The 22,283-nt window shown below is 64.9% G+C and carries 24 protein-coding genes and 1 tRNA gene; 7 read left to right on the top strand and 18 right to left on the bottom strand.

The genetic code is table 11. The features are described 5' to 3' along the window. Positions 1–68 precede the first annotated feature (68 nt). The 3 genes from F9Z44_RS04300 (at position 69) to F9Z44_RS04290 (ending at position 5,044) form a co-directional block, all read left to right on the top strand. Complete coding sequence (locus tag F9Z44_RS04300; protein WP_159603896.1) at positions 69–1,805, top strand: FAD-dependent oxidoreductase; 1,737 nt, start codon at positions 69–71, stop codon at positions 1,803–1,805. Next, positions 1,802–2,014 (top strand): DUF2783 domain-containing protein, encoded by a 213-nt coding sequence (locus tag F9Z44_RS04295; RefSeq protein WP_159603894.1) that lies wholly within the window; start codon positions 1,802–1,804, stop codon positions 2,012–2,014. Before F9Z44_RS04300 ends, F9Z44_RS04295 begins: the two co-directional genes overlap by 4 nt. Positions 2,015–2,083: 69 nt before the next feature. Then, positions 2,084–5,044, top strand: a complete 2,961-nt coding sequence (locus F9Z44_RS04290; RefSeq protein WP_159603892.1) for a valine--tRNA ligase — start codon at positions 2,084–2,086, stop codon at positions 5,042–5,044. 146 nt (positions 5,045–5,190) lie between these two features. Here the strand turns inward: F9Z44_RS04290 and F9Z44_RS04285 are convergent, their stop codons facing one another. The 4 genes from F9Z44_RS04285 to cysM form a co-directional block, all read right to left on the bottom strand. Beyond that, complete coding sequence (locus tag F9Z44_RS04285; RefSeq protein WP_159603890.1) at positions 5,191–6,231, bottom strand: NAD(P)-dependent oxidoreductase; 1,041 nt, start codon at positions 6,229–6,231, stop codon at positions 5,191–5,193. 28 nt (positions 6,232–6,259) lie between these two features. Next, positions 6,260–6,487 (bottom strand): sulfurtransferase TusA family protein, encoded by a 228-nt coding sequence (locus tag F9Z44_RS04280; protein ID WP_159603888.1) that lies wholly within the window; start codon positions 6,485–6,487, stop codon positions 6,260–6,262. Between the two features lie 74 nt (positions 6,488–6,561). After that, positions 6,562–7,107, bottom strand: coding sequence for an NUDIX hydrolase (locus F9Z44_RS04275; protein ID WP_159603886.1), 546 nt, complete (start codon positions 7,105–7,107; stop codon positions 6,562–6,564). A 2-nt stretch (positions 7,108–7,109) separates the two neighbouring features. Continuing rightward, the gene (gene cysM / locus F9Z44_RS04270) at positions 7,110–8,012 is read right to left on the bottom strand and encodes a cysteine synthase CysM (RefSeq protein ID WP_159603884.1); all 903 of its coding nucleotides are present in this window, start codon (positions 8,010–8,012) and stop codon (positions 7,110–7,112) included. Positions 8,013–8,051: 39 nt separating this feature from the next. Here cysM and F9Z44_RS04265 point away from each other — a divergent pair. Further along, positions 8,052–8,136, top strand: a tRNA-Leu gene (locus tag F9Z44_RS04265). 52 nt (positions 8,137–8,188) lie between these two features. Here F9Z44_RS04265 and F9Z44_RS04260 read toward each other — a convergent pair. Further along, positions 8,189–9,112: an SDR family oxidoreductase gene (locus tag F9Z44_RS04260; RefSeq protein ID WP_159603882.1), complete on the bottom strand. Its 924-nt coding sequence runs from the start codon at positions 9,110–9,112 to the stop codon at positions 8,189–8,191. Positions 9,113–9,195: 83 nt separating this feature from the next. On the opposite strand from F9Z44_RS04260, the gene F9Z44_RS04255 reads away from it, so the two are divergent. Together F9Z44_RS04255 and F9Z44_RS04250 are read left to right on the top strand one after the other, a co-directional pair. Further along, positions 9,196–10,227, top strand: coding sequence for a CDP-6-deoxy-delta-3,4-glucoseen reductase (locus tag F9Z44_RS04255; RefSeq protein WP_159603880.1), 1,032 nt, complete (start codon positions 9,196–9,198; stop codon positions 10,225–10,227). A 10-nt stretch (positions 10,228–10,237) separates the two neighbouring features. Then, entirely contained in the window at positions 10,238–11,212 is a 975-nt protein-coding gene (locus F9Z44_RS04250) for a Bug family tripartite tricarboxylate transporter substrate binding protein (protein WP_442907282.1), read from the top strand. Between the two features lie 64 nt (positions 11,213–11,276). Here the strand turns inward: F9Z44_RS04250 and F9Z44_RS04245 are convergent, their stop codons facing one another. The 5 genes from F9Z44_RS04245 to F9Z44_RS04225 all read right to left on the bottom strand — a co-directional run bounded on the left by F9Z44_RS04245 (position 11,277) and on the right by F9Z44_RS04225 (position 15,430). Next, entirely contained in the window at positions 11,277–11,870 is a 594-nt protein-coding gene (locus F9Z44_RS04245; protein WP_159603876.1) for an SCO family protein, read from the bottom strand. Between the two features lie 5 nt (positions 11,871–11,875). Next, positions 11,876–12,781 carry a heme o synthase gene (cyoE, locus tag F9Z44_RS04240; protein WP_159603874.1) on the bottom strand — a complete coding sequence of 302 codons (906 nt, stop codon included), beginning with the start codon at positions 12,779–12,781 and terminating at the stop codon, positions 11,876–11,878. Next, the gene (locus tag F9Z44_RS04235) at positions 12,778–13,944 is read right to left on the bottom strand and encodes a COX15/CtaA family protein (protein WP_159603872.1); all 1,167 of its coding nucleotides are present in this window, start codon (positions 13,942–13,944) and stop codon (positions 12,778–12,780) included. Before F9Z44_RS04235 ends, cyoE begins: the two co-directional genes overlap by 4 nt. An 87-nt stretch (positions 13,945–14,031) precedes the next feature. After that, entirely contained in the window at positions 14,032–14,709 is a 678-nt protein-coding gene (locus F9Z44_RS04230; RefSeq protein ID WP_236574249.1) for an SCO family protein, read from the bottom strand. Beyond that, positions 14,690–15,430, bottom strand: coding sequence for an SURF1 family protein (locus F9Z44_RS04225; protein ID WP_159603868.1), 741 nt, complete (start codon positions 15,428–15,430; stop codon positions 14,690–14,692). Before F9Z44_RS04225 ends, F9Z44_RS04230 begins: the two co-directional genes overlap by 20 nt. 72 nt (positions 15,431–15,502) lie before the next feature. On the opposite strand from F9Z44_RS04225, the gene F9Z44_RS04220 reads away from it, so the two are divergent. Continuing rightward, positions 15,503–15,745: a twin transmembrane helix small protein gene (locus tag F9Z44_RS04220; protein ID WP_159603866.1), complete on the top strand. Its 243-nt coding sequence runs from the start codon at positions 15,503–15,505 to the stop codon at positions 15,743–15,745. A gap of 87 nt (positions 15,746–15,832) precedes the next feature. Here F9Z44_RS04220 and F9Z44_RS04215 read toward each other — a convergent pair whose 3' ends face one another. From F9Z44_RS04215 to F9Z44_RS04185, 8 genes are all read right to left on the bottom strand, one after another. Continuing rightward, on the bottom strand, positions 15,833–16,714 hold the full coding sequence (locus tag F9Z44_RS04215) for a cytochrome c oxidase subunit 3 (protein WP_159603864.1): 882 nt from the start codon (positions 16,712–16,714) through the stop codon (positions 15,833–15,835). 58 nt (positions 16,715–16,772) lie between these two features. Continuing rightward, positions 16,773–16,979 carry a DUF2970 domain-containing protein gene (locus F9Z44_RS04210; protein WP_159603862.1) on the bottom strand — a complete coding sequence of 69 codons (207 nt, stop codon included), beginning with the start codon at positions 16,977–16,979 and terminating at the stop codon, positions 16,773–16,775. After that, positions 16,976–17,590: a cytochrome c oxidase assembly protein gene (locus F9Z44_RS04205; protein ID WP_159603860.1), complete on the bottom strand. Its 615-nt coding sequence runs from the start codon at positions 17,588–17,590 to the stop codon at positions 16,976–16,978. The genes F9Z44_RS04210 and F9Z44_RS04205 overlap by 4 nt, the downstream gene beginning before the upstream one ends. 34 nt (positions 17,591–17,624) lie before the next feature. Further along, complete coding sequence (locus F9Z44_RS22835; protein ID WP_236574248.1) at positions 17,625–17,735, bottom strand: cytochrome oxidase small assembly protein; 111 nt, start codon at positions 17,733–17,735, stop codon at positions 17,625–17,627. A gap of 19 nt (positions 17,736–17,754) precedes the next feature. Further along, positions 17,755–19,374, bottom strand: coding sequence for a cytochrome c oxidase subunit I (gene ctaD, locus F9Z44_RS04200; RefSeq protein WP_159603858.1), 1,620 nt, complete (start codon positions 19,372–19,374; stop codon positions 17,755–17,757). Positions 19,375–19,414: 40 nt separating this feature from the next. After that, the gene (gene coxB / locus F9Z44_RS04195; protein WP_159608573.1) at positions 19,415–20,548 is read right to left on the bottom strand and encodes a cytochrome c oxidase subunit II; all 1,134 of its coding nucleotides are present in this window, start codon (positions 20,546–20,548) and stop codon (positions 19,415–19,417) included. A 179-nt stretch (positions 20,549–20,727) separates the two neighbouring features. Beyond that, positions 20,728–21,213 carry a DUF2244 domain-containing protein gene (locus F9Z44_RS04190; protein WP_159603856.1) on the bottom strand — a complete coding sequence of 162 codons (486 nt, stop codon included), beginning with the start codon at positions 21,211–21,213 and terminating at the stop codon, positions 20,728–20,730. 169 nt (positions 21,214–21,382) lie between these two features. Then, complete coding sequence (locus F9Z44_RS04185) at positions 21,383–22,252, bottom strand: biotin synthase (protein WP_159608572.1); 870 nt, start codon at positions 22,250–22,252, stop codon at positions 21,383–21,385. Positions 22,253–22,283: the final 31 nt, after the last annotated feature.

The raw sequence follows: 22,283 nt of genomic DNA, 5'->3' as shown, positions 1-22,283 counted from the left end.
TTTTTGGCGCTTGCGTGGCTCCGGTCGGCGATGACGGGGCGAAACGAAACAAGAGGAGCGAAGAGTCCATGACCACGTACCGCGAAACAGCACTCACCAACAGCTACGAGTTCACCGCCGGCGCAGGCTACGAGCTGCCCGAGTACCCGTTTGTCGAGCCCCCCGAACTGCACGCCACTACCCCGGTGCGCCACCCCGTGGTCATCGTGGGAGGTGGCATCACCGGCCTCACACTCGCCTGCTCGCTGGCACGCCTGGGCGTGCGTGCGGTGTTGATTGACGAGGACAACACCGTCGGCGTGAAGGGAGCCTCCTCGCGCGGTATCTGCTATACGCAGAAATCGCTCGAGATCTTCGAGCGCCTGGGCATCTTTGAACGGATCGCAGCCAAAGGCGTGCAATGGAGCGTGGGCCGCACCTTCGCTGGCGACGACGAGGTCTACAGTTTTGATCTGCGCCAGCAAGGGCAATACCACCTCTCGCAGCAACCACCCTTCATCAACATCCAGCAGTTCTACATCGAAGGCTTTCTGGTCGAGCGCATCCAGGAGCTCGGCCCAGTCGATCTGCGCTGGCAGAACCGCCTGACCGGCTTCGAGCAAAACGCAGACTTCGCCACGCTCACCATCGAAACGCCCGCCGGCACCTACCGGCTGGAAGCCGAACACGTGATCGACGCCACCGGCTCGCACAGCCCGCTGCGCAAGTGGCTCAACGTGCCCTTCGACTCGCGCCGCGGCGACGACCGCTGGTGCATCGCAGACGTGCGCTTCTCCACCCACCCGCCGCAGGAGCGCCACACCTGGATCGAAGCCCCCTTCAACGAAAACCGCGCCGTCTGGCAGCACCTCATGGCCGACGACGTCTGGCGCATCGACTACCAGATGGCGCCCAACGCCGACCCCGAGTACGTGAGCCGCGAGGACGTGGTGCGCGAGCGCCTGGCGCGCCAGTTCGGCCCCGACGTGCAGGTCGAAATCGTCTGGGTCGGGCCCTACGCCTACCGCAGCGAATGCGTGCACGCCATGCGCCACGGGCGCGTGTTCCTCATGGGCGACTCGGCCAAGGTGGTCAGCCCGTTTGGCGCGCGTGGTGGCAACACCGGCGTGGCCGACGCCGACAACCTGGCCTGGAAGCTGGCGGCCGTGCTCGGTGGCAAGGCCGATGCCACGCTGCTGGAGAGCTACAACGACGAGCGCCTGGACGCCGCGCGGCAGAACGTCTGCGTCACCAACCGCACCGCGCGTTTCCTGCGACCAGCCGACGGCACCGAGCGCCTCTTCCGCCAAGCCGCCATCGGACTGGCCAAGCAGCACCCCTTTGCCCGCGCGCTCATCAACACCGGCCGCATGGCCGTGGCCAACCCCTACGCCCGCTCGCGCGCCTGCACCTACGCAGCGGCCAGTGCCGCAGGCCAGTCGGTGCAGAACGTGGGATTTGAATGGGCCGACGGCGCACAAGGTGACGTGAACGATCTGCTCAACTGGGCCGGTGGGGACTTGCTGGTGCTGGTGTTTGGCGACCTGCCGGCCGCCGCGCTGCAACGGTTGCGCCGCCTGTGCCTGGACGCACCGGTGCGCAGCGTGCAGGTGCTCGGCACGAACGGCGCGGCGCAGGCGCTGGAACATGTGCGCGACCCCCAGGGCCATTTGCGGGGAGCCTGCCATGTTCTGGGCCAGGAGCCCGACCATGCCTGGGCGCTGGTGCGCCCGGACGGCTACCTCGCCGCCACGGGAGAAACCATCAACGCCCAACTGGTGGCCGCCATTGAACGATCGCTGGGCCTGCGCGGAAACCAACCATGAAAACCAACCCCCACTTTCAAGACGCCGACGCCTTCTACGAACAACTGCTTGATGCCCACGTGGGCCTCGGCCGTGAAGACTCCGAACTGCTCAACGCGCGCCTGATCCTGCTGCTGGCCAACCAGATCGGGGACGCGCGCGTGCTCAAGGCGTGCGTGGACGCCGCGCGGGAACTGCCCACCGCCCGGTCCGAGGGACCTGTCGAATAAAATTCGCGGGTTCCCCCATTTCCCCTGACGGCATCCTGCGGGATGCCGTTTCTACTTCTGGCGCGCCCCATGACCGACACCCTGAACCAACCCGGCCTGCAATCCCTGGCCAAATCGTTCGAACCCGCTCCGCTGGAAGCCCGCTGGGGCCCCGAGTGGGAACAGCGCGGCTACGGCGTGGCGGGTTTCCGCGGCACGGGCGCACCCCAGGCCGACGCACCGTCGTTCGCGATCCAGCTCCCGCCGCCCAACGTGACGGGCACGCTGCACATGGGCCACGCGTTCAACCAGACCATCATGGACAGCCTCACGCGCTACCACCGCATGGCGGGCGCCAACACGGTCTGGGTGCCGGGCACCGACCACGCCGGCATCGCCACGCAGATCGTGGTGGAACGCCAGCTGCAGGCGCAGGGCATCAGCCGCCACGACATGGGCCCCACACCGGCCGAGGCGCGCAAGAACTTCGTGGCGAAGGTGTGGGAGTGGAAGGAAGAAAGCGGCAACACCATCACCACGCAGATGCGCCGCATGGGCGACAGCGTGGACTGGAGCCGCGAGTACTTCACCATGGACCCGAAGCTCTCGACCGTGGTGACCGAGACCTTTGTTCGCCTGTACGAACAGGGTCTGATCTACCGCGGCAAGCGCCTGGTGAACTGGGACCCGGTGCTGATGTCGGCCGTCTCCGACCTGGAAGTGGAGAGCGAGGAAGAGGACGGTTCGCTCTGGCACATCGCGTATCCACTGTCTGATGGCAGTGGCTCGCTGACCGTGGCCACCACCCGACCCGAGACGCTGCTGGGCGACGTGGCGGTGATGGTGCACCCGGAAGACGAGCGCTACACCCACCTGATCGGCAAGACCGTGAAGCTGCCGCTGTGCGACCGCGAGATCCCGGTGATCGCCGACGACTACGTGGACCGCGCCTTCGGCACCGGCGTGGTGAAGGTGACCCCCGCGCACGACACCAACGACTACGCAGTGGGCCAGCGCCACGGTCTTCCCATCATCGGCGTGCTCACCCTGCAAGCCACCATCAACGAGAACGCACCCGCGAAGTACCAGGGCCTAGACCGCTTCGTCGCGCGCAAGGCCGTGGTGACCGACCTGGAAGCCGCCGGCCTGCTGGTGGAGACCAAGAAGCACAAGCTCATGGTGCCGCGCTGCGCGCGCACCGGCCAGGTGATCGAACCCATGCTCACCGACCAGTGGTTCGTGGCCATGCAGTCCAAGGGCAACGAGAAGAACACCAGCGGCACGTCGATTGCCGACAAGGCCATCGCGGCCGTGCAGTCGGGCGAAGTCAAGTTCGTGCCCGAGAACTGGGTCAACACCTACAACCAGTGGATGAACAACATCCAGGACTGGTGCATCAGCCGCCAACTCTGGTGGGGCCATCAGATCCCCGCCTGGTACGACGAAGCGGGCAATGTGATCGTGGCGCGCAACGAAGCCGAAGCACAGGCCAAGGCACCCGGGAAGACGCTCACGCGCGACCCCGACGTGCTCGACACCTGGTACTCGTCGGCGCTGGTGCCATTCAGCACCATGGGCTGGCCGAACGCTTCGAATTCCGTTCGCCCTGAGCCTTTCGAAGGGCCTGCGGGGGCTTCGACAGGCTCAGCCCGAACGGATGTCTCCGACTACAACCTCTACCTGCCCAGCACCGTGCTCGTCACGGGCTACGACATCATCTTCTTCTGGGTCGCCAGGATGATCATGATGACGACCCACTTCACGGGCCGCGTGCCGTTCAAACACGTCTACATCCACGGCCTGGTGCGCGACGCGCAGGGTCAGAAGATGAGCAAGAGCGAGGGCAATGTGCTGGACCCGGTGGACCTGATCGACGGCATCGCGCTCGCGCCGCTGCTGGACAAACGCACCACCGGATTGCGCAAGCCCGAGACCGCGCCCAAGGTGCGCAAGCAGACCGAGAAGGAATTCCCCGACGGCATTCCGGCCTATGGCGCGGACGCATTGCGCTTCACCTTCGCCGCACTCGCTTCGCTGGGTCGCAGCATCAACTTCGACAGCAAGCGCTGCGAGGGCTACCGCAATTTCTGCAACAAGCTCTGGAACGCCACGCGCTTCACCTTGATGAACTGCGAAGGCCAGGACTGTGGCCTGGAAGACCACACCAAGGCAGAATGCGCCGTGGGGCAACCCTTCCACGGTTACCTCAGCTTCAGCCAGGCCGACCGCTGGATCAGCTCGCTGCTGCAGAAGACCGAGGCCGAGGTGGTCAAGGGCTTCGCCGAGTACCGGCTGGACAACGTTGCGAACACGATCTATGACTTCGTCTGGAACGAGTTCTGCGACTGGTACCTGGAGATCGCCAAGGTGCAGATCCAGACCGGCGACGCCTCGCAACAACGCGCCACCCGCCGCACACTGATCCGCACGCTGGAGGCCATTCTTCGCCTGGCGCACCCGGTGATCCCCTTCATCACCGAAGAGCTGTGGCAGAAGGTCGCACCCGTGGCGGGCTTGCCGGGTGAGTCGGTCAGCATCGCGCGCTACCCGCAAGCTCAGTTGAACAAGATTGACGAGGCCTCCATCGCCCACGTCGACAAGCTCAAGGCGCTGGTGGACGCCTGCCGCAACCTGCGCGGCGAGATGAGCGTGTCCCCCGCCACGCGCCTGCCACTCTATGTGTTGGGCGACACCGCCTACATGCAGGCCATGGGCCCGGTGCTGCAGGGCCTGGCCAAGTTGAACGAAGTGAAGGTGTTCACCGACGAAGCCGCGTGGGCCGCTGCCGCACAGGCCGCTCCGGTGGCCGTGGTCGGCGAGGCCCGCCTGTGCCTGTTCATGGAGATCGACGTGGCGGCCGAAAAACTCCGCCTGGGCAAGGAAGCAGCGCGGCTGGAAGGCGAGATCACCAAGGCCACAGCCAAACTGTCCAACGAAGCCTTCGTGGCCAAGGCGCCGCCCGCTGTGATTGATCAGGAAAGAAAACGCGTGGCCGACTTCACTGCGACGCTGGAGAAGATGCGAGAGCAACTGCAACGGCTGGGCGCCTGAGAGAAAGGGAGAGCAAGAGGAGAGGGACCTGCACCTCTCTCCGGCGAGAGGTGCCTAACCCAGAGACACCGCGGAACTGGCTCTGCCAGGCCGCAGATGTCGCCCCCTTGAGGGGGTCGCGCGGAGCGCGGCGGGGGTGCCTTCTATCAACTGCGGTGCAATGCGATCGAGCCCCACTGCGACGGCGTGACCGCCTGCGGGTCTTCGGGCTCGTGGTATTCGAGGCTGTCGAGCACCGAGAAGTCGCTCACCCGCCCTTCGTTGCCCACGGCGTGCGGCGACAGGGTTTCGTGGATGCGGTGCGCCACGTACCAGCTTGCGCGCAGTTTGGCCTCTCGCGTGTGCGAGCCCAGGCGCGGCGTGAGGTGCAGGTTGGGAATCCCGTGCAAGGGCGTGCCTTCGGCGGCGAATTGCGGATTGGCACCGTCCAGCAGACAGGCGTCGATGCGTCCGTCGCACAGCGCCAGCGCCAAGGCATCGGCGTCAAACAGCGTGCTGCGACTCACGCCCACCCAGAGCTGACCGGCCTTGCAGTGGTTGAGCAGCCGCTCGTTGATCCAGCCGCGAAAGCGCGAGGCATAAACCATCTGCAGTGAGATCGCGTCCGAGCGGGACAGCAGTTCCTGCAGGGTGACGGGTTCCACACCCAGCTTGTTCCAGATGGCGGCGGCGTGGTGCACCGCCGGGTCATAGCCCAGCAAGCGAACTCCCAGGCTCTTGAGCATGGGCGCCAGCGTGTGAGCCACGGGCGCCAGGCCCATCAAACCCACCGTGCTGCCGGAGAGTTCGCGGCCCATGCGCACCTGGGAAATCTTGCGCCCGAGCAGCGCGCTGATCATGCCGCGGCGGTACAGCATAAGCAGGCCGTACAACAGGTACTCGGCGTTGGACCGCACCGTGGCGCTGCGCGCCTGCAACACGCGCACATGGCGCCGCGCACAGGCATCGAGGTCGGTGTTGTCGCTGGAGATCTGCATGCGCGCCACGATCTCCAGCTTGGGGGAGAAGTTGAGGAATTCTTCGGACACGACCACATGCGGTGGCAGCACGATGGCACGCGTCTTGTAGGTGGCCTTGCGCAGCTCCACCGGATCGTCACCCAGCTCAGGGCGGTATGTGACCTCGTGCCGCTCCTGCAACCAGGACAAGGCCTCGGGCACCAATGGGTCGACGAGTAGGACTTCCATGATGGTGGCGGGCTTGGGCGAACCGGGTTCAGCGACGTTTGAGCAACGTGAAGTGTTCGTCACCCACCGTCTGCTGTTCGACCAGCAGATTGCCGGTCTGTTTGGCAAACGCCTGGAAGTCACGCACCGAACCCGAGTCGGTGGAAATCACTTTCAGGGTCTGGCCGCTGTGCATGTCGGCCAAGGCTTTCTTGGCTTTCAGGATGGGCAGCGGGCAGTTCAAACCGCGGGCATCGAGTTCTTTGTCGGCGTGCATGAGGCTTTCCTTGGAATCAATCATTCTAAGCGGCGCGTCTTGTACCCTGCACCGTACCGCTGCGCGCATTTGCGCTACGCGACGGGGTCGACAGGCCGCTGGACATCTTCCATGAACACAGGCTCCAGGCCTCGGCTGCGCAACCAGTCGGCCAGCGCAAAGCCAGTGCCGGCGCGCCAGCAGCGGATGTTGGCGGGCTCCATGAGCTTGTATTCCAACAGCTCGGGCGACAGCTTCACGTCGCCGTGCGCGACCGCGTGGTAGGTCACGATCACCTGGTTCATGCGCTGAAAATCATGCACCCCGACCAACGTGAGTTTTGTCACATCCAGCGAAGTTTCTTCGGCAATTTCGCGACGGATGCCTTCTTCAGGTGACTCCCCTGCTTCCATGAAGCCGGTGATGAGACCGAACATGCGGCCCGACCAGGCCGCGTTGCGCGCCAGCAGGACACGGCCATCCACCTCGACGATGGCGGCCAGCACCGGCGTGGGGTTGTTCCAGTGCGTGAAGCCACAGGCCGTGCAGCGCAGGCGCTCGGTGAAGCCGCCGTCTTCTTCCTGGCCGATCAGGGCCAGGGGCGTTGCGCATGCGGGGCAGAACTTGAACGCCGTGTTCATGGTCAAGCCGGGAACACGCCGGTGGAGAGGTAGCGATCGCCCCGATCGCACACGATGAAGGCGATGGTGGCGTTTTCCACCTGGGCCGCGATCTGCTGCGCCACCCAGCAAGCGCCAGCGGCCGAGATGCCGGCAAAGATGCCCTCTTCGCGCGCCAGCTGGCGGCACATGGCCTCCGCATCGGACTGGCTCACGTAAACCAGTTCATCGACGGTGGTCGGGTCGTAAATCTTCGGCAGGTATTCGGTGGGCCACTTGCGGATGCCGGGGATGCGCGAACCTTCGCTGGGCTGCGCACCAATGATGCGGATGGCCGGGTTCTTCTCTTTCAGGAAGCGCGAGACGCCGGTGATGGTGCCGGTGGTGCCCATGGCGCTCACGAAATGCGTGATGCGTCCGCCGGTCTGCGCCCAGAGTTCGGGGCCCGTGGTCTCGTAGTGCACGCGCGGGTTGTCGGCATTGGCGAACTGGTCGAGCACGCGGCCCTTCCCTTCGGCCTGCATCTTCTCGGCCAGATCGCGGGCCGCTTCCATGCCGCCGCTCTTGGAGGTGAGAATCAGCTCGGCGCCAAAGGCCTTCATGGTCTGCGCGCGCTCGATGGACAAGTCCTCCGGCATGATCAGCACCATACGGTAACCCTTGATGGCCGCGGCCATGGCCAGCGCGATGCCGGTGTTGCCCGAGGTGGCTTCGATCAGGGTGTCGCCGGGCTTGATTTCGCCGCGCTCTTCGGCGCGCTTGATCATCGAAACCGCAGGCCGGTCTTTCACCGAGCCAGCGGGGTTGTTGCCTTCGAGCTTGCCCAGCACCACGTTACCGCGCTGTGCGTTGGCCTGGACACCGATGCGCTGCAGGGCCACCAGCGGGGTGTTGCCAATCGCGTCTTCAATCGTGGGGTAGTTCATCGTCTGCACTGTGCCATAATTTGCAACCCCTTTCAGGACGCCCGGGTGGTGAAATTGGTAGACGCGCCGGACTCAAAATCCGGTTCCGAAAGGAGTGCCGGTTCGATTCCGGCCCCGGGCACCACAGATCAGGCCGCGCAAGTTTCTTGCCCGGCCTTTTTTGTTGCCTGCTCAGATCAAAGGGCCTGCAGGCCCTGGGCCACCGTGGGGTAGCGCAGGCGCAACCCCAGTTCCTGCTTCATGCGCCGGTTGTGCAGTCGACGCGACTCGCTCATGAAACTCAGCAGCATCAGCGGCAACTGGTCACCCGCCACATCGCGCGCCACGCGCGGCGGGCGCGGCACGCCATAGAGGTCGGCGGCCTGGTCAAAGTAATCGCCCATCTTCAATTCGGTGTCGTCCACCACGTTCACGTTGCGCTGTGGCCGACCGCGCCACAGTGCCAGCACGCAGGCGCGCGCCAGATCGTCGGCGTGGATGTGGTTGGTGTAGACGTCGTCCTCGGCACGCAGCACCGGTGTGCCGCGTTGCAAGCGCTCGCGCGGCGTACCGCCTGCGCGGTCGGGCGCGTAGATCCCGGGAATGCGCAGCACCGTGGTGCGCAGGCCGGTGGCACGGCCCAGCCAGTGCACCGCAGCCTCGGCATCCACCCGCCGCCAGGCGCGTGGCGTGAGCGGTTTTGCCAGCGTGGTCTCGTCGACCCAGCGGCCCTGGCAGTCGCCATACACGCCCGATGTGGAGCCGTACACCAGCGCCGACGGCAACGAGCGCTGCACCAGGGCGCGTGTGAGCGCGCGGGTGCGGGGGTCCAGGCGCCAGTCGGCCAGTTCACCCGACGGCGGTGGCGCCAGGTGCAGCACACGCGTGGCCAGTCCGGCCAGGCGGCGCAGGCTGTGCGGATCGTCCAGGTTGCCCACCAGCGGCGTGATGCCCTGTGCCCGCAAGGCTGGCGCACGGGAGGGGCTGGAGGTGAGGGCGAACACGCGCACGCGCGACGAGCCGCCCAGCACATGCGCTGCGCGCTGGCCCACGTCGCCACAACCAATGATCAGGACCCGTTCACGCCGAAAGCGTGCGGGCAATGCGCCAAGAAGGCTCATGCAGTTTCCGAATTTGAGACAATTGCCGGTTGCCAAGCGCGTGCCATCCAGCCGCTGGGCTTCTCCATTCATTCCATGCCAGTATGACATTCACCATCACCGTCGAGCCCAGTGGGCGCACCTTCACCGCCCAGCCCGACGAGGCCATGTTGGCCGCCGGCATTCGCCAGGGCATCGGCCTGCCTTACGGCTGCAAAGACGGCGCTTGTGGCTCATGCAAATGCAAGCTGGTCTCGGGCAGCGTGGTGCACGGACACCACCAGCCCAAGGCGCTGAGCGCCGAGGAAGAAGCGGCGGGTTACGTGCTGACCTGCTGCGGCGTGGCGCACAGCGACGTGGTGCTCGAATCGCGCCAGGTCACCGAGGCCGGCGCCTTCCCCATCAAGAAGATGCCGGTGCGCGTGAGCGCGCTGGAGCGCGCTTCTCACGACGTGATCGTGTTGCGCCTGCAGTTGCCGGCCAGCGATGCCTTTCAGTACCACGCCGGCCAATACGTGGAGTTCCTGCTGCGTGACGGCGACCGCCGCAGCTATTCGATGGCCAACGCGCCGCACACACAAACGGCTCAGCCCTCACTGGAACTGCACCTGCGCCACATGCCCGGCGGCAAGTTCACCGACCACGTGTTTGGCGCGATGAAGGAAAAGGACATCCTGCGCATTGAAGGCCCCTACGGCAGCTTCTTCCTGCGCGAAGACAGCTCCAAACCCATGGTCCTGCTGGCCTCGGGCACGGGCTTCGCACCCATCAAAGCCATCATCGAACACATGCAGTTCAAGGGCATCACGCGTCCAGCCACGCTGTATTGGGGTGGCCGTCGCCCGAGCGACCTGTACCAGAGCGCCTGGATCGAAGCGAAGCTGGCCGAGATGCCGAACCTGCGCTATGTGCCCGTGATCTCCGACGCACTGCCCGAAGACGCCTGGACCGGCCGCACTGGCTTCGTTCACCAGGCCGTGCTGCAAGACCTGCCTGACCTCTCGGGCCACGAGGTGTATGCCTGCGGTGCGCCCATCGTGGTCGATTCGGCCAAGCGCGACTACGTTTCCAAAGCAGGCTTGCCCGAGGAGGCCTTCTTCGCCGACTCCTTCACCAGCGCCGCCGACAAGGTGTGACCCGATCATGATGAACCGCCGCCAACTGATCACGCGCGCTGCGCTGGCCTCGACGAGCCTCGCCCTGCCTGGGTTCGCTGTCGCTCAAGCCGCCACCACGCGCATCATCGTGCCATTCGCGGCCGGTGGGCCGATCGACGTGACAGCACGCATCCTGGCCGAGGCTGTCAAGGGCACGCTCGGCACGGTGATTGTGGACAACCGGCCCGGTGCGGGTGGCAACATCGGCGTGAGCGCGGTGGCCAAGGCCGCGCCCGACGGCCTCACGCTGGGCATCGCCACCACGGCCTCGCACGGCATCAACCCCTGGCTTTTCAGCAAGCTGCCCTACGACCCGGCCAAGGACTTCGCGCCCGTCACGCAGATGCTGCGGGTGCCCAACGTCCTGGTGATGAACGCCGAAGCCGCGACGCGCCTGAACATCAACACCCTGGCCGACCTGATCGCCTATGGCAAGGCGAACCCGGGCAAGCTCAACTACGGCTCCGGCGGCAACGGCAGCGCAGGCCACCTGGCGGGCGAGCTCTTCAAGAACCAGGCCGGCATCTTCGCGGTGCACATTCCCTACAACGGCGGCAACCCGGCCCAGCTGGGCCTGCTCTCGGGCCAGGTCGATTTCAACTTCGACAACCTTGCCACCGCCGCAGCCAACATCCGCTCGGGCAAGCTCAAGGCGCTGGCCGTGACCACCGCGCAGCGCAGCGGCGTGGTGCCGGATGTGCCCACCGTGGCGGCCACCCTGCCCGGCTTCGAGATCGACACCTGGTGGGGTCTGATCGCCCCGGCCGGCACGCCCGCCGAGACGGTGCGCAAACTCAACGCTGCGTTCACCGAAGCCCTGAAGTCGCCCGAGGTGAAGAGCCGTTTTGCCCTGCTGCTGGCCGAGCCCGCGCCCAGCACGCCGGAGCAGTTCGACGACTTCATGAAACGCGAGCGCGCCAAGTACGAACGCGTGGTCAAGCTCAGCGGTGCCAAAGTCGATTGAGCGCGACGTCCCGCCCATGAAAAACAGCACCCTCGGGTGCTGTTTTTCATGGGGCTGCGGGTCCTCAGGCAGCGAGCAGTTTCTTGAGATCGCTGGCCAGCGCGGCAGAGCCGCTGCCGTAACGGTGGTACAGGCGAATGCGGCCCTGCGGGTCGTACACATAGCTGCCCGCCGAGTGGTCCATGGTGTAGCTGGTGGGTGTGGGCCCATCCACTTTCTTGTAGTACATCTTGTAGCTCTTGGCCAGTTCGGGCAGCTGGTTGGGCGCGGCGTACAGCGCGAGGAAGCTGGGGTCGAAGCTGGCCATGTACTGCTTCATGATCGCGGGCGTGTCGCGCTCGGGGTCGATGCTGACAAACAGGCCCTGCAGGCGATCCCCGTCGGCGCCCAACAGCCGCTTGGCCTCGGCCAGCTCGGTCATGGTGGTGGGGCACACATCGGGGCACTGGGTGAAACCGAAGAACAGCACGACCACCTTGCCCTTGAAATCGGCCAGCGTGCGGGGCTGGCCGTTGTGGTCGGTGAGCGAAAAACCGGTGGCGTAGTCGGCGCCAGTGATGTCGATGCCGGCGAACGACTCGACCTTCTCGGTGCAACCGGCGATCAACAGGGCGGCAGCGCCCAGCAGGCTGCGGCGCGTGAGCAAGGGAAGGGACATGGTGGTCACAGGTAGTGATCCATCAACAGCGCGGCAAACAGCAGCGAGAGATGGATCAAGGAGAAACGGAAGGTCTTGCGCGCCAGCGCGTCGGAGTAGTTGCGCCAGAGTGCCCAGGCATAGCCACAGAATCCGATGCTCAGGGCGATGGCACTGACCAGGTAGAACCAGCCGCTCATGCGCATCATGAAGGGCATGAGGCAAGCGGCAAACAACACGAAGGTGTAGAGCAGGATCTGCAGCCGTGTGAACTCGGAACCGTGCGTGACCGGCAACATCGGCAGGCCCGACTTGCGGTAGTCCTCCACGCGGTAGAGCGCCAGCGCCCAGAAATGCGGCGGCGTCCAGAGGAAGATGATCAGGAACAGGATCAGCGCCTCGGGCGACACCACCCCCGTCATGGCGGCCCAGCCCAGCACCGGCGGCATGGCGCCCGACGCGCCACCGATCACGATGTTCTGCGGCGTGAGCGGCTTGAGGATCACGGTGTAGACCACCGCGTAACCCACGAAGGTGGCAAAGGTCAACCACATGGTCAGCGGGTTGACCGCGAAGTACAGCACCGCCGAACCGGCTGCGCACAACACGGCCGAGAACGAGAGCGTCTTGCCGTTGGTGAGCTGTCCTTTGGCGGTGGGGCGCCACGCGGTGCGCTTCATCTTCGCGTCGATGTGCTGCTCGACCACGCAGTTGAAAGCAGCGGCCGCGCCGGCCACGAGCCAGATGCCGAAGCAGGCGGTGGCCGCGAGCTGAACCTGCGCCCAGGTGGGCACGCCGGGCACGGCCAGCACCATGCCGATCAGCGCACAGAACACGATGAGCTGGATCACGCGGGGCTTGGTCAGCGCGTGGTACTGGCGCCAGACCGAAGGCAAGGCCACGGCCACGGAGGGAGAGGAAGCAGCGCTCATGGGGTCGATCGGAACAGTTTCAGGGCGCGGGCGCCGGTGGTTTCAGCAGGGCGGGATGCCGCACTGCGCGTGCCGCTGAGCGCGCCGGTGAAAACGATCACCAATGCGGCGGCACCGGCCGTGTGGCCGACCGCCGCCAGCAACGGCCAGTCGAGCACCACGTTGGTCAGACCGCTGGCGAACTGCCAGAGTGCGAGCAGCAACAAGGCGCGCGCGGTGCGGCCCATGCCCGGCACGCGCCACAGGCGCCAGCCGAGCCAGACCAGGGCGCCGAGGACCACAAAGGCCATGAGGCGGTGGACATAGTGAATGGCGGTGAGCGCGGGAAAGGCAATCGCCTCACCAGCGCTGTTCAACCCGAGGTGGCGCCACAGCGCAAAGCCTTCACGAAAATCCATGCGGGGCCACCAGCTGCCCTGGCAGGTGGGGAACTCGCTGCAGGCGAGCACGGCGTAGTTGGTGCTGACCCAGCCGCCCAGCGCGATCTGAAGCCACAGCAGGACGCTGACCGCCACCAGCGCCGTGCGCAACCGCGCCGGCAGCGCCACCGGTCCTCGGTGGCCTGGGGTCGCGAGTTCATAACCCACCGCCTGCGCTCGCAACAAAGCCAGCAAGCCCAGCCCGCCGAGCAGGTGCAAGGTGACGATGGCCGGGAACAGCTTCATGGTGACGGTGAGGGCGCCGAAAGCGCCTTGCACGCAGACCCACACCAGCGTCACCAGCGGCCACACGAACGACACCGACAGGCGCTTGCGCTCCAACCAGCTCACCAGCGCGAGCACCAGGATCAGCACGCCCACGGCGGTGGCCAGGTAGCGGTGGATCATTTCGATCCAGGCCTTGGAAAACGTCACCGGGCCGGTGGGCATGGCGTCCTGCGCAGCGGCTATGGCCGTGCTTGCACCCACCGGGCTCACGCTGCCGTAGCAGCCCGGCCAGTCAGGGCAACCCAGACCCGAATCGGTCAGACGCGTGAAGGCGCCGAAGAGCACCAGGTCAAAGGTGAGGAACAGCGTGACCAGGGTGAGCACGCGCAGGCGCTGCGCTGGCGCAGCGTGGCGGTTGCGCACCCAAACCCAGGCCAGCGGCCCGAGCGCGATCACGATGCCCAGCAGCATGATGCGGACGATGGGGGCCAGGTCGTACAGGGGTTGGGCGTTCATGTCAGGCCCTCCACCGGGCCGCCCCAGGGCGGGCCTGTGCCCCCACGGGAGGCAGCGACGGCACGAAGTGCGGAGCGTGCGGGTACATCACTGCGGCCGGCCTTCCTTGTCCCAGAAGGCAGAAGCGCGCAGCAGGCGGTCGAGGTCGCTCTTGGCCTTCTTCGGGTCGATGCTGGCGGGGAATCGCATCATCCAGTTGCCCAGCGGATCGACCACGTAGAGATGGTCCTCGATCTTCTGGCCGGCCGCCGGTTGCAGCCACGCGGCCAGTGCTTGCGCGTCGACCTGCAGCACCTGTGCGGCAGCAGTGGCTTGCTTCAATGGCTCGGGCAGGGGTGCGTCCCCGGTGCGCAGCCAGACCCAGTCCAGGCGTTCCTTTTCGCGGCCCAGCGTCTCGCGCAGCTGGCGTTGCAGCAGCAGGTGTGCCTGGCATTCCTCGTTGCAGGCGCTGTCGGCCACGCTGATCAGCAGCCATTGGTCCTTCAGTGTGCTCAAGGGCACGGTCTGGCCCTGGGCATTGACGGCCGTGATGGAAGGCAGCGGGCGCTGCGGATCGATCAGTTCGCCGTAGTTGCGCCGGCCCTCGGGGCGGATCACGTAGTAGGTGAGGTACGACGCCAGCACCGGTACCACACACACGAGCGCCAGGCCCAGCAGTTTCCAGCGACCTGCGCGTGCATTCACCACGGCGCCAGCACCCCCCTGGTCCAGCTGGGGCAGGCTGTGCACGGTGAGGGTCAAGGGTTCATCGGGCGTCTGTGCCATGGGAAATGCGCTTTCGGCGGGGGGAAATGAATTGGAACCAGACATAGAGCAGGCCGGCGAGGGCACACAGGCCAAACCACTGGAACGCATAGCCGTGGTGTTTGTCGACGCCCACCGCCGCTCGCGGCCATTCGCGCAGCAGTTCTTCGGGGGACGCGCCGGTTTGCTGGACGGACACCGCCAGCAGGTCGAGTCCGGTCTCCCGGGCAAAAGCGCCGAGGTCGATATTTTGCCGGATCGCGCCCGTCCCCGCCTCGCCGAGCTGGAACAGTTTGCCCGGCGGCGGGGCCAAGCGGCCCTCCACCTGCACCTCACCCGAGGGCGTGTCGATGGCCGGAACGCGGCTGCGGTCGGTGAAGTCACGCGGCACCCAACCCCGCTGCACCAGCACGGCGCGCTGGCTGCCAGTCAGCCTGAGAGGCGTGATCAAAAAGAACCCGTTGCGGGTGGCCATCTGCCGGTTGTCCAGGAACACCGTCGCCTCGTTCACCCACTGCCCTCGAAGCCGCACCGGACGATGCAGACCCTCCCGCGGATCAGCCGCCTGCAGGAGATCGCCCGTCTGCCAGGCGGGCAGATCGGCGCGCTGGTCGATCTGGTCCTGCAGGGCGAGCTTTTGCCGGGCGCGGTCCAGTTGCCAGAATCCCAGCGATGCGGTGACGGCCATGGTGAACACGGTGGCCGCGCTCACGATGGCGAAGCGCGCGCGCGCAGACATCATGACCCTGCTCCCGGCCCCGAACCGACACTACCTACGGCACCGCGTCGACCGGCTCCGCCGATAATTCGAGACATGAAATATCTGGTCATCGTGGCATTCATTGCCATCATTGGAAGTCTGGGCGCGGCCCTGGTGTTCATGATGCGCGGCGGCCAGTCCGACGATGCCGACTCGCCAGACACCCCACCCCGCAAGAACCACATGGCCAGAGCACTGGCGTTCAGGGTCGGGTTTTCCATCCTGCTGTTCGTGGTGGTGCTCATCAGCTACCTCATGGGCTGGGTCCAGCCCACGGGTCTGCCGCTGCACCGCTGATCAAGCAGACCGAGATGTCAACAAAAAAGCGCCCGATGGCGCTTTTTTGTTGAGCCACCAGGGGTTGCTGAGCACCCCGGGAACCGCTCACAGCCAATAAACCAGGATGTAGAGGCCCAGCCACACCACGTCCACGAAGTGCCAGTACCAGGCTGCCCCTTCGAAGCCGAAATGGCGCTCTTTGGTGAAGTGGCCCTTTTGCAGGCGCAGTGTGATGAACAACAGCATCAACATGCCCACGAACACGTGAAAACCGTGAAAACCGGTGAGCAGGAAGAACGTGGAGCCGAAGATGCCCGAGGACAACTTGAGGTTGAGATCGGCGTAGGCGTGTGCGTACTCATAGCCCTGCACGAACAGGAACACCATGCCCAGAATCACCGTCATCCACATGAACGCGATGGTCTTGCCACGGTTGCCCACTTGCAATGCGTGGTGGGCAATGGTCAGGGTGACGCCCGAGGTCAGCAGCAGCGCGGTGTTGATCGTGGGCAGCCAGAACGGGCCCATGGTCTGGAAGGGCTCGACGATGCCGCCGGGCGAAGCCGTGGCACCAGCCTGCATGCTGGGCCACACGGCCGAGAAATCAGGCCAGATGAGCGAATTCTCGATGTTGCCCAGCGCCGGCACCGAATGAACACGGGCCCACCAGAGTGCGGTGAAGAAGGCACCGAAGAACATCACTTCGGAGAAGATGAACCAGCTCATGCTCCAGCGGAACGACAGGTCGATCTTGCGTCCGTACATGCCGCTCTCGCTCTCGCCGACGGCTTCGCGGAACCACTGGAACAGCACGATCAGCCAGAAGGCCAGACCAAAGGCGAGCGAATAAGCACCCCAGCCGTGGCCGTTGATCCATTGCCCCGCGCCCAGGATGACGAAGAACAGGCCGATCGCCGCCATCACCGGGTGCCGTGAAGGGCCCGGAACGTAGTAGTAGGGCGTTGTGCCGTGGGATGCTGCTGACATGCTCACTCCAGTTTTCGCTTGTTTGAATATGAAAAATCGTTCGGGTCAGGGACTGTCTTCAGCCCACAACCCAGTTCACCAACAGGATCAGGGCCAGAACGAACAAAAACGCCATGCCCACACCCACCGCCATCAGGTGCAGCGGGTTGAGTTTGGCAATGTCGTTCTGGTAGTCGGCGTTGCGGCGCACGCCCAGGAAACCCCACAGCACAGCCTTCACCGTTCCGACAAGGGAGCCCTTGCGTTTGAGCAGCGGCCCGGTCATACGGCACCCGCCGGTTTCGCAGCAGCCGGGGTCTCCACCCGAACCGCCACATCGTCTGGAGCCGCGGGCACCTTGCCACCCACTTCAAAGAAGGTGTACGAGAGGGTGATCGTGGTCACGTCCTTGGGCAGGCGAGGGTCGATCACAAAGGCCACGGGCCACGCCTTCTTCTCACCCGCCTTCAAGGTGTACTGCGTGAAGCAGAAGCACTCGAGCTTGTTGAAGTGGGCCATGGCCTGTTTGGGCGCATAGCTCGGAATGGCCTGGGCCGCCATGGTGCGGTTCTGAATGTTCTGGAACTCGTACATCACCGTGGTCAACTCGCCCGGGTGCACCTGCAGCGAACGCACGGCCGGCTTGAAATGCCACGGACCACGGCTGTTCACATCGAACTCCACGGTGATGGTGCGGCTGGAGTCCACCTGCGTGTTGGCCGCGGCCTTGGACGTGGCTCCCGGGATCTGGCGATCGGACAGGGACAGAACGTTGATGCCGGTCGCTTCGCAAATCGCGTTGTAGATCGGCACCAGCGCATAGCCGAAGGCGAACATGCCCAGCGTGATCACGCCGAGCTTGCCCACCATCTTGAAGTTTTCGCTGCGCAGTCCCACGGTCTGGTTCCTGTGTTCGGATGAGGCCTGGGCGTCAGCCGCCCAGGAGCACCATCTTGCCGACGAACCCGATGAAAAACACCAGCGCCACCGACGCGAGGATCAAGCCCAGGCGCAGGTTGTGCTTTTTTTGTTCAGGTGTCATGTGGCGAGCCCGGGCTGTATCAGCCGATCACCTTGGTGGCGGTGACATCGAGCTTGGGCGGGTTTTCGAAGGTGTGGAACGGTGCAGGCGATGGCACTTCCCACTCCAGACCTTCGGCACCATCCCAAGGCTTCTGCGAGGCTTTTTCACCCTTGCCGGCCATGGCGGGCAGGATCACGGCCACGAAGAAATACACCTGGGCGATGCCGAAGCCGAAAGCGCCCACCGAAGCGATGGCGTTGAAGTCGGCGAACTGCATCGGGTAGTCGGCGTAGCGACGGGGCATGCCGGCCAGACCCAGGAAGTGCATCGGGAAGAAGGTGATGTTGAACGAAATCATCGACCACCAGAAGTGGATCTTGCCGCGGGTCTCGCTGTACATCACGCCGGTCCACTTGGGCAGCCAGTAATAGATGCCGGAGAACATGGCGAACAGCGAACCGGCCACCAGCACGTAGTGGAAGTGGGCCACCACGTAGTAGGTGTCCTGCATCTGGATATCGATCGGCGCGACCGACAGGATCAGGCCGGTGAAGCCACCGATGGTGAACACGAAGATGAAGCCCACGGCCCACAGCATCGGGGTCTCGAAGGTCATCGAACCCTTCCACATGGTCGCGATCCAGTTGAAGATCTTCACGCCCGTGGGCACGGCGATCAACATGGTCGAGTACATGAAGAACAGCTGGCCAGTGACCGGCATGCCGGTGGTGAACATGTGGTGTGCCCACACGACGAACGACAGGATGGCGATGGAGCCGGTGGCGTACACCATGGATGCATAGCCGAACAGCTTCTTGCGCGAGAACGCGGGCACCACCTGGCTCACGATGCCGAAGGCCGGCAAGATCATGATGTAGACCTCGGGGTGACCGAAGAACCAGAAAATGTGCTGGTACATCACCGGGTCGCCGCCGCCGGCGGGGTTGAAGAAGCTGGTGCCGAAATGACGGTCGGTCAGCGTCATGGTGATGGCGCCGGCCAGCACGGGCATCACGGCGATCAGCAGGTACGCGGTGATCAGCCAGGTCCAGCAGAACATGGGCATCTTCATCAGCGTCATGCCGGGCGCGCGCATGTTGAGGATGGTGACGATGATGTTGATCGAGCCCATGATGGAGGACGCGCCCAGGATGTGCATGGCAAAAATGCCGGCGTCCATCGAGGGGCCCATCTGCAGGGTCAGCGGCGCGTAGAGCGTCCAGCCGGCAGCGGGTGCGCCACCGGGCATGAAGAACGACGACACCAGCATCAGCGCGGCAGGAATCATCAGCCAGAAGCTGAAGTTGTTCATACGGGCGAAGGCCATGTCGCCGGCGCCGATCTGCAACGGGATCATCCAGTTCGCAAAACCCACGAAGGCCGGCATGATGGCGCCGAACACCATGATCAGTCCGTGCATGGTGGTGAGCTGGTTGAACAAGCCGGGATTCACCAGTTGCAGCCCGGGCTGGAACAGCTCGGCGCGGATCAGCAGGGCCAGCACGCCGCCCACCATGAGCATGGTGAACGCGAACAGCAGGTACAGCGTGCCGATGTCCTTGTGGTTGGTGGCGTAGACCCAGCGGCGCCAGCCCGTGGGGGCGTGGTGATCGTGGTCGTGGCCGTGGGCGTCGTGGTGGTCGAGAACAGCACTCATGGTCGGATTCCTTGGAAGCTCAATGTTTTCTTGGCTGCGATCACTTGCGGGCGGCTTGCACTTCGGCCGGCTGCACGATCTGCTGGGTCTGGTTCGACCAGTTGTTCTTGGCGTAGGTCATGACCGCAGCGAGTTCGGTGTCGCTGAGCTGCTTCCACGCGGGCATGGCGCCATTGTTCTGTCCGTTGAGCAACACATTGATCATCTTGCTCTTGTCGGCGTCGACCACCACGGCCGCGCCGTCCAGCGGCTTGATCGGGCCTGCGCCCTTGCCGCTGGCCTGGTGGCAGGCAGCACAGTTGGCGGCATAGACCGACTCACCTCGCTTGACCAGATCGGTCAGCACCCACACCTTGGATGGGTCATCCGCTGCAGCGGCCATGGCCTTCTGCTTCTCGCCCACCCAAGCGCTGTACGCTTCGGCCGAGACCACCTTCACGTGGATCGGCATGTAGGCGTGCTCCTTGCCGCACAACTCGGCGCACTGTCCGTAGAAATCGCCAGTCTTCTCGGCACGGAACCAGGTGTCGCGCACGAAACCGGGAATGGCATCCTGCTTGACGCCGAAGGCGGGCACCATCCAGGCGTGAATCACGTCGTTGGCGGTGGTGATGATGCGTACTTTCTTGCCCACCGGCACCACCAGAGGATTGTCGACCTTGAGCAGGTAGTCGTCCGTGGCGTCGGGCTTGCCGCTGTTGGACATCACGCGGTGGTTGTTGTCCAGCGTGGAGAGGAAACCGATGCCCTCGCCTTCGCCCTTGATGTAGTCGTAACCCCATTTCCACTGCATGCCCGTGGCCTTGATGGTCAGGTCGCTGTTGGTGGTGTCCTTCTGCGCGACCAGCACCTTGGTGGCCGGCAAGGCCATGCCGATGACGATCAACAGGGGAACGATGGTCCAGCCCAGCTCCACCCAGATCGGTTCGGCCAGGGCTTGCGACTTGTGACCCACCGATTTGCGGTGCTTCAGGATGGAATAAAACATCACGCCGAAGACGATCAGGAAGATGACCGCGCACAAGGCCATCATGAACCAATGCAGCCAGTGCTGCTCTTCAGCAATGCGGGTGACGGGAGGCGCAAAGTTGAGTTGGTTGACGGCCGGGCCGCCAGGCAGGTCGTTGACCTTTTGTGCCGCGACCGTGGTCCAGGCACCCAGACCGAGCGTCAGCGTGGTGGCGGCAGCGCAAAGCTTGGCCCAGGGGTTCCGTGGGGAATGCACCGTTTTCTTCGTCGTACTCACTTTTAGCGCCTCAAATATAAGTATTGATTTATATCAATGCCGATTAGAACAAACTTTCAGGGCCCCACCCAGCACACACACCACCTCGACCCCGTCCCAAGACCCGCTCACGCCCCACGCAGGGCCTGGCGGATCTCCCGAGCCAGCACTGGTCGAAGGTCGGATCGCACGAACCGCCCCACCTGCACCGACCGCCCTCCGCCGCGAACCTCGATCAACTGACCGGCACTTGCGCCGGGCTCAACCCGAACCCACTCGCGGGCGAACTCGCACCGCGACGACCGCCCCGCCGTCTCCCACTCCACCACCAAGCGGCCTCGCATCAACCTGATGCGCTCGTGGTCGGTGGCATGGCGGGCATACACAAGGAAGGCCGTGCCCACCGCCACCAACTCGAACACCGCAAACGGCAACACCAAAGTGGCACCTTGCAACCAGAAAACCGACGCCACACCCATCGAAAGGATGCACAAGGAAGCGTAGAGGTAGCCCAATTGAGCCGGGGTGACCGAGCAGTTGCGCTTCAGGGTCCACTCCACGCCTTGTTCAGACAGCGTCGCGAATCGGAAAGCGTTGTTTGCCTGGCTCACCATCCACCACCGGTACGGGTCGCGGCCATCTCGAAAGACGACGCGCTGGCAAAGGGAAAATGCCCTGGAAATTTTGGACAGCGCCGATTGTAGCGGCGTGAAACCGGGACTCCCCTGACAAAAGCGTCACTCCCGACTGGGACAAGGTGGCATGCCACCCGGCGCAAACCGCTCAGCGACGACCGGCGCGCAGCATCGCCCGCATGTCTTCCACGGCCAGCGAAGTGGACGACGCCACCGGCACCCGAGGCACGGGCTTGAAGGCGTGGCCGTAAATGATCTCGAAGGTCAGCGTCAGTCGCCCGTCGGATGCACGCGGCAGACCAGCCTCGATGGCGGCGCACAGCGCGTCACGCCAGTGGCGCGATCGGCAAGCGTCGAACCGCTGGTCGCTCAGGTTGTGACCCAGCCCACGCAATTCGTCGAGCAGCGGAGCGGCACCGCTGTACGACAGCGTGATGCGCTCCATGTCCATCACCGGTTCGGCAAAGCCGGCGTGTACCAGCATGTCGCCCCAGTCGTGCATGTCGGTGAAAGCGTGCGCTGGCGCCGGCCAGCCATGTTCGGCGTAGAGCGCGCGCAGTTCCTTGAGGCTGTCGGGACCGAAACAGGAGAACATGAGAAAGCCATCGGTCTCGATCTGCTGGTGCCACTGTGCCAGCAAGGTCTGCGGCCGTGGCTCCATGTGCAGCGCCATGTTGGCCCACACCATGCGTACCCGGGTGGCGGCCGTGGCAACCGTCGGCCCGGTGTTCCGACTCCAATGCAAAGGGTTCCAGGACCTTGGCGGTGCTTCGCGCGTGGCCTCCAGGGCCTCGGGCAGGCGCCGCGCCATCACCTGGCAAGGCGCATCGGGCAGCATGCCGCGCAGCTTGCGGTGAACTTCGATCCCGCCGTGTACCGGCTCCCAGTGCAGCCAACTGGTGGGACGTTCGCGGAACCACGGCAGCCGATCGGCCATGCGCGAACCCACTTCCTCGTGCAGCCACGGACTGGCCGCACCGGCACGGCTCAGCCAGCGCTGCGCCGCGCCCGGATCCATTCCAGGCACGGGGTTCTCTGACGTTGCGGGT

This window comes from Hydrogenophaga sp. PBL-H3 (assembly GCF_010104355.1).
GTDB lineage: Bacteria > Pseudomonadota > Gammaproteobacteria > Burkholderiales > Burkholderiaceae_C > Hydrogenophaga.
The sequence above is the reverse complement of the archived record's forward strand: the minus strand, read 5'-3'. Positions and strand labels throughout refer to the sequence as shown.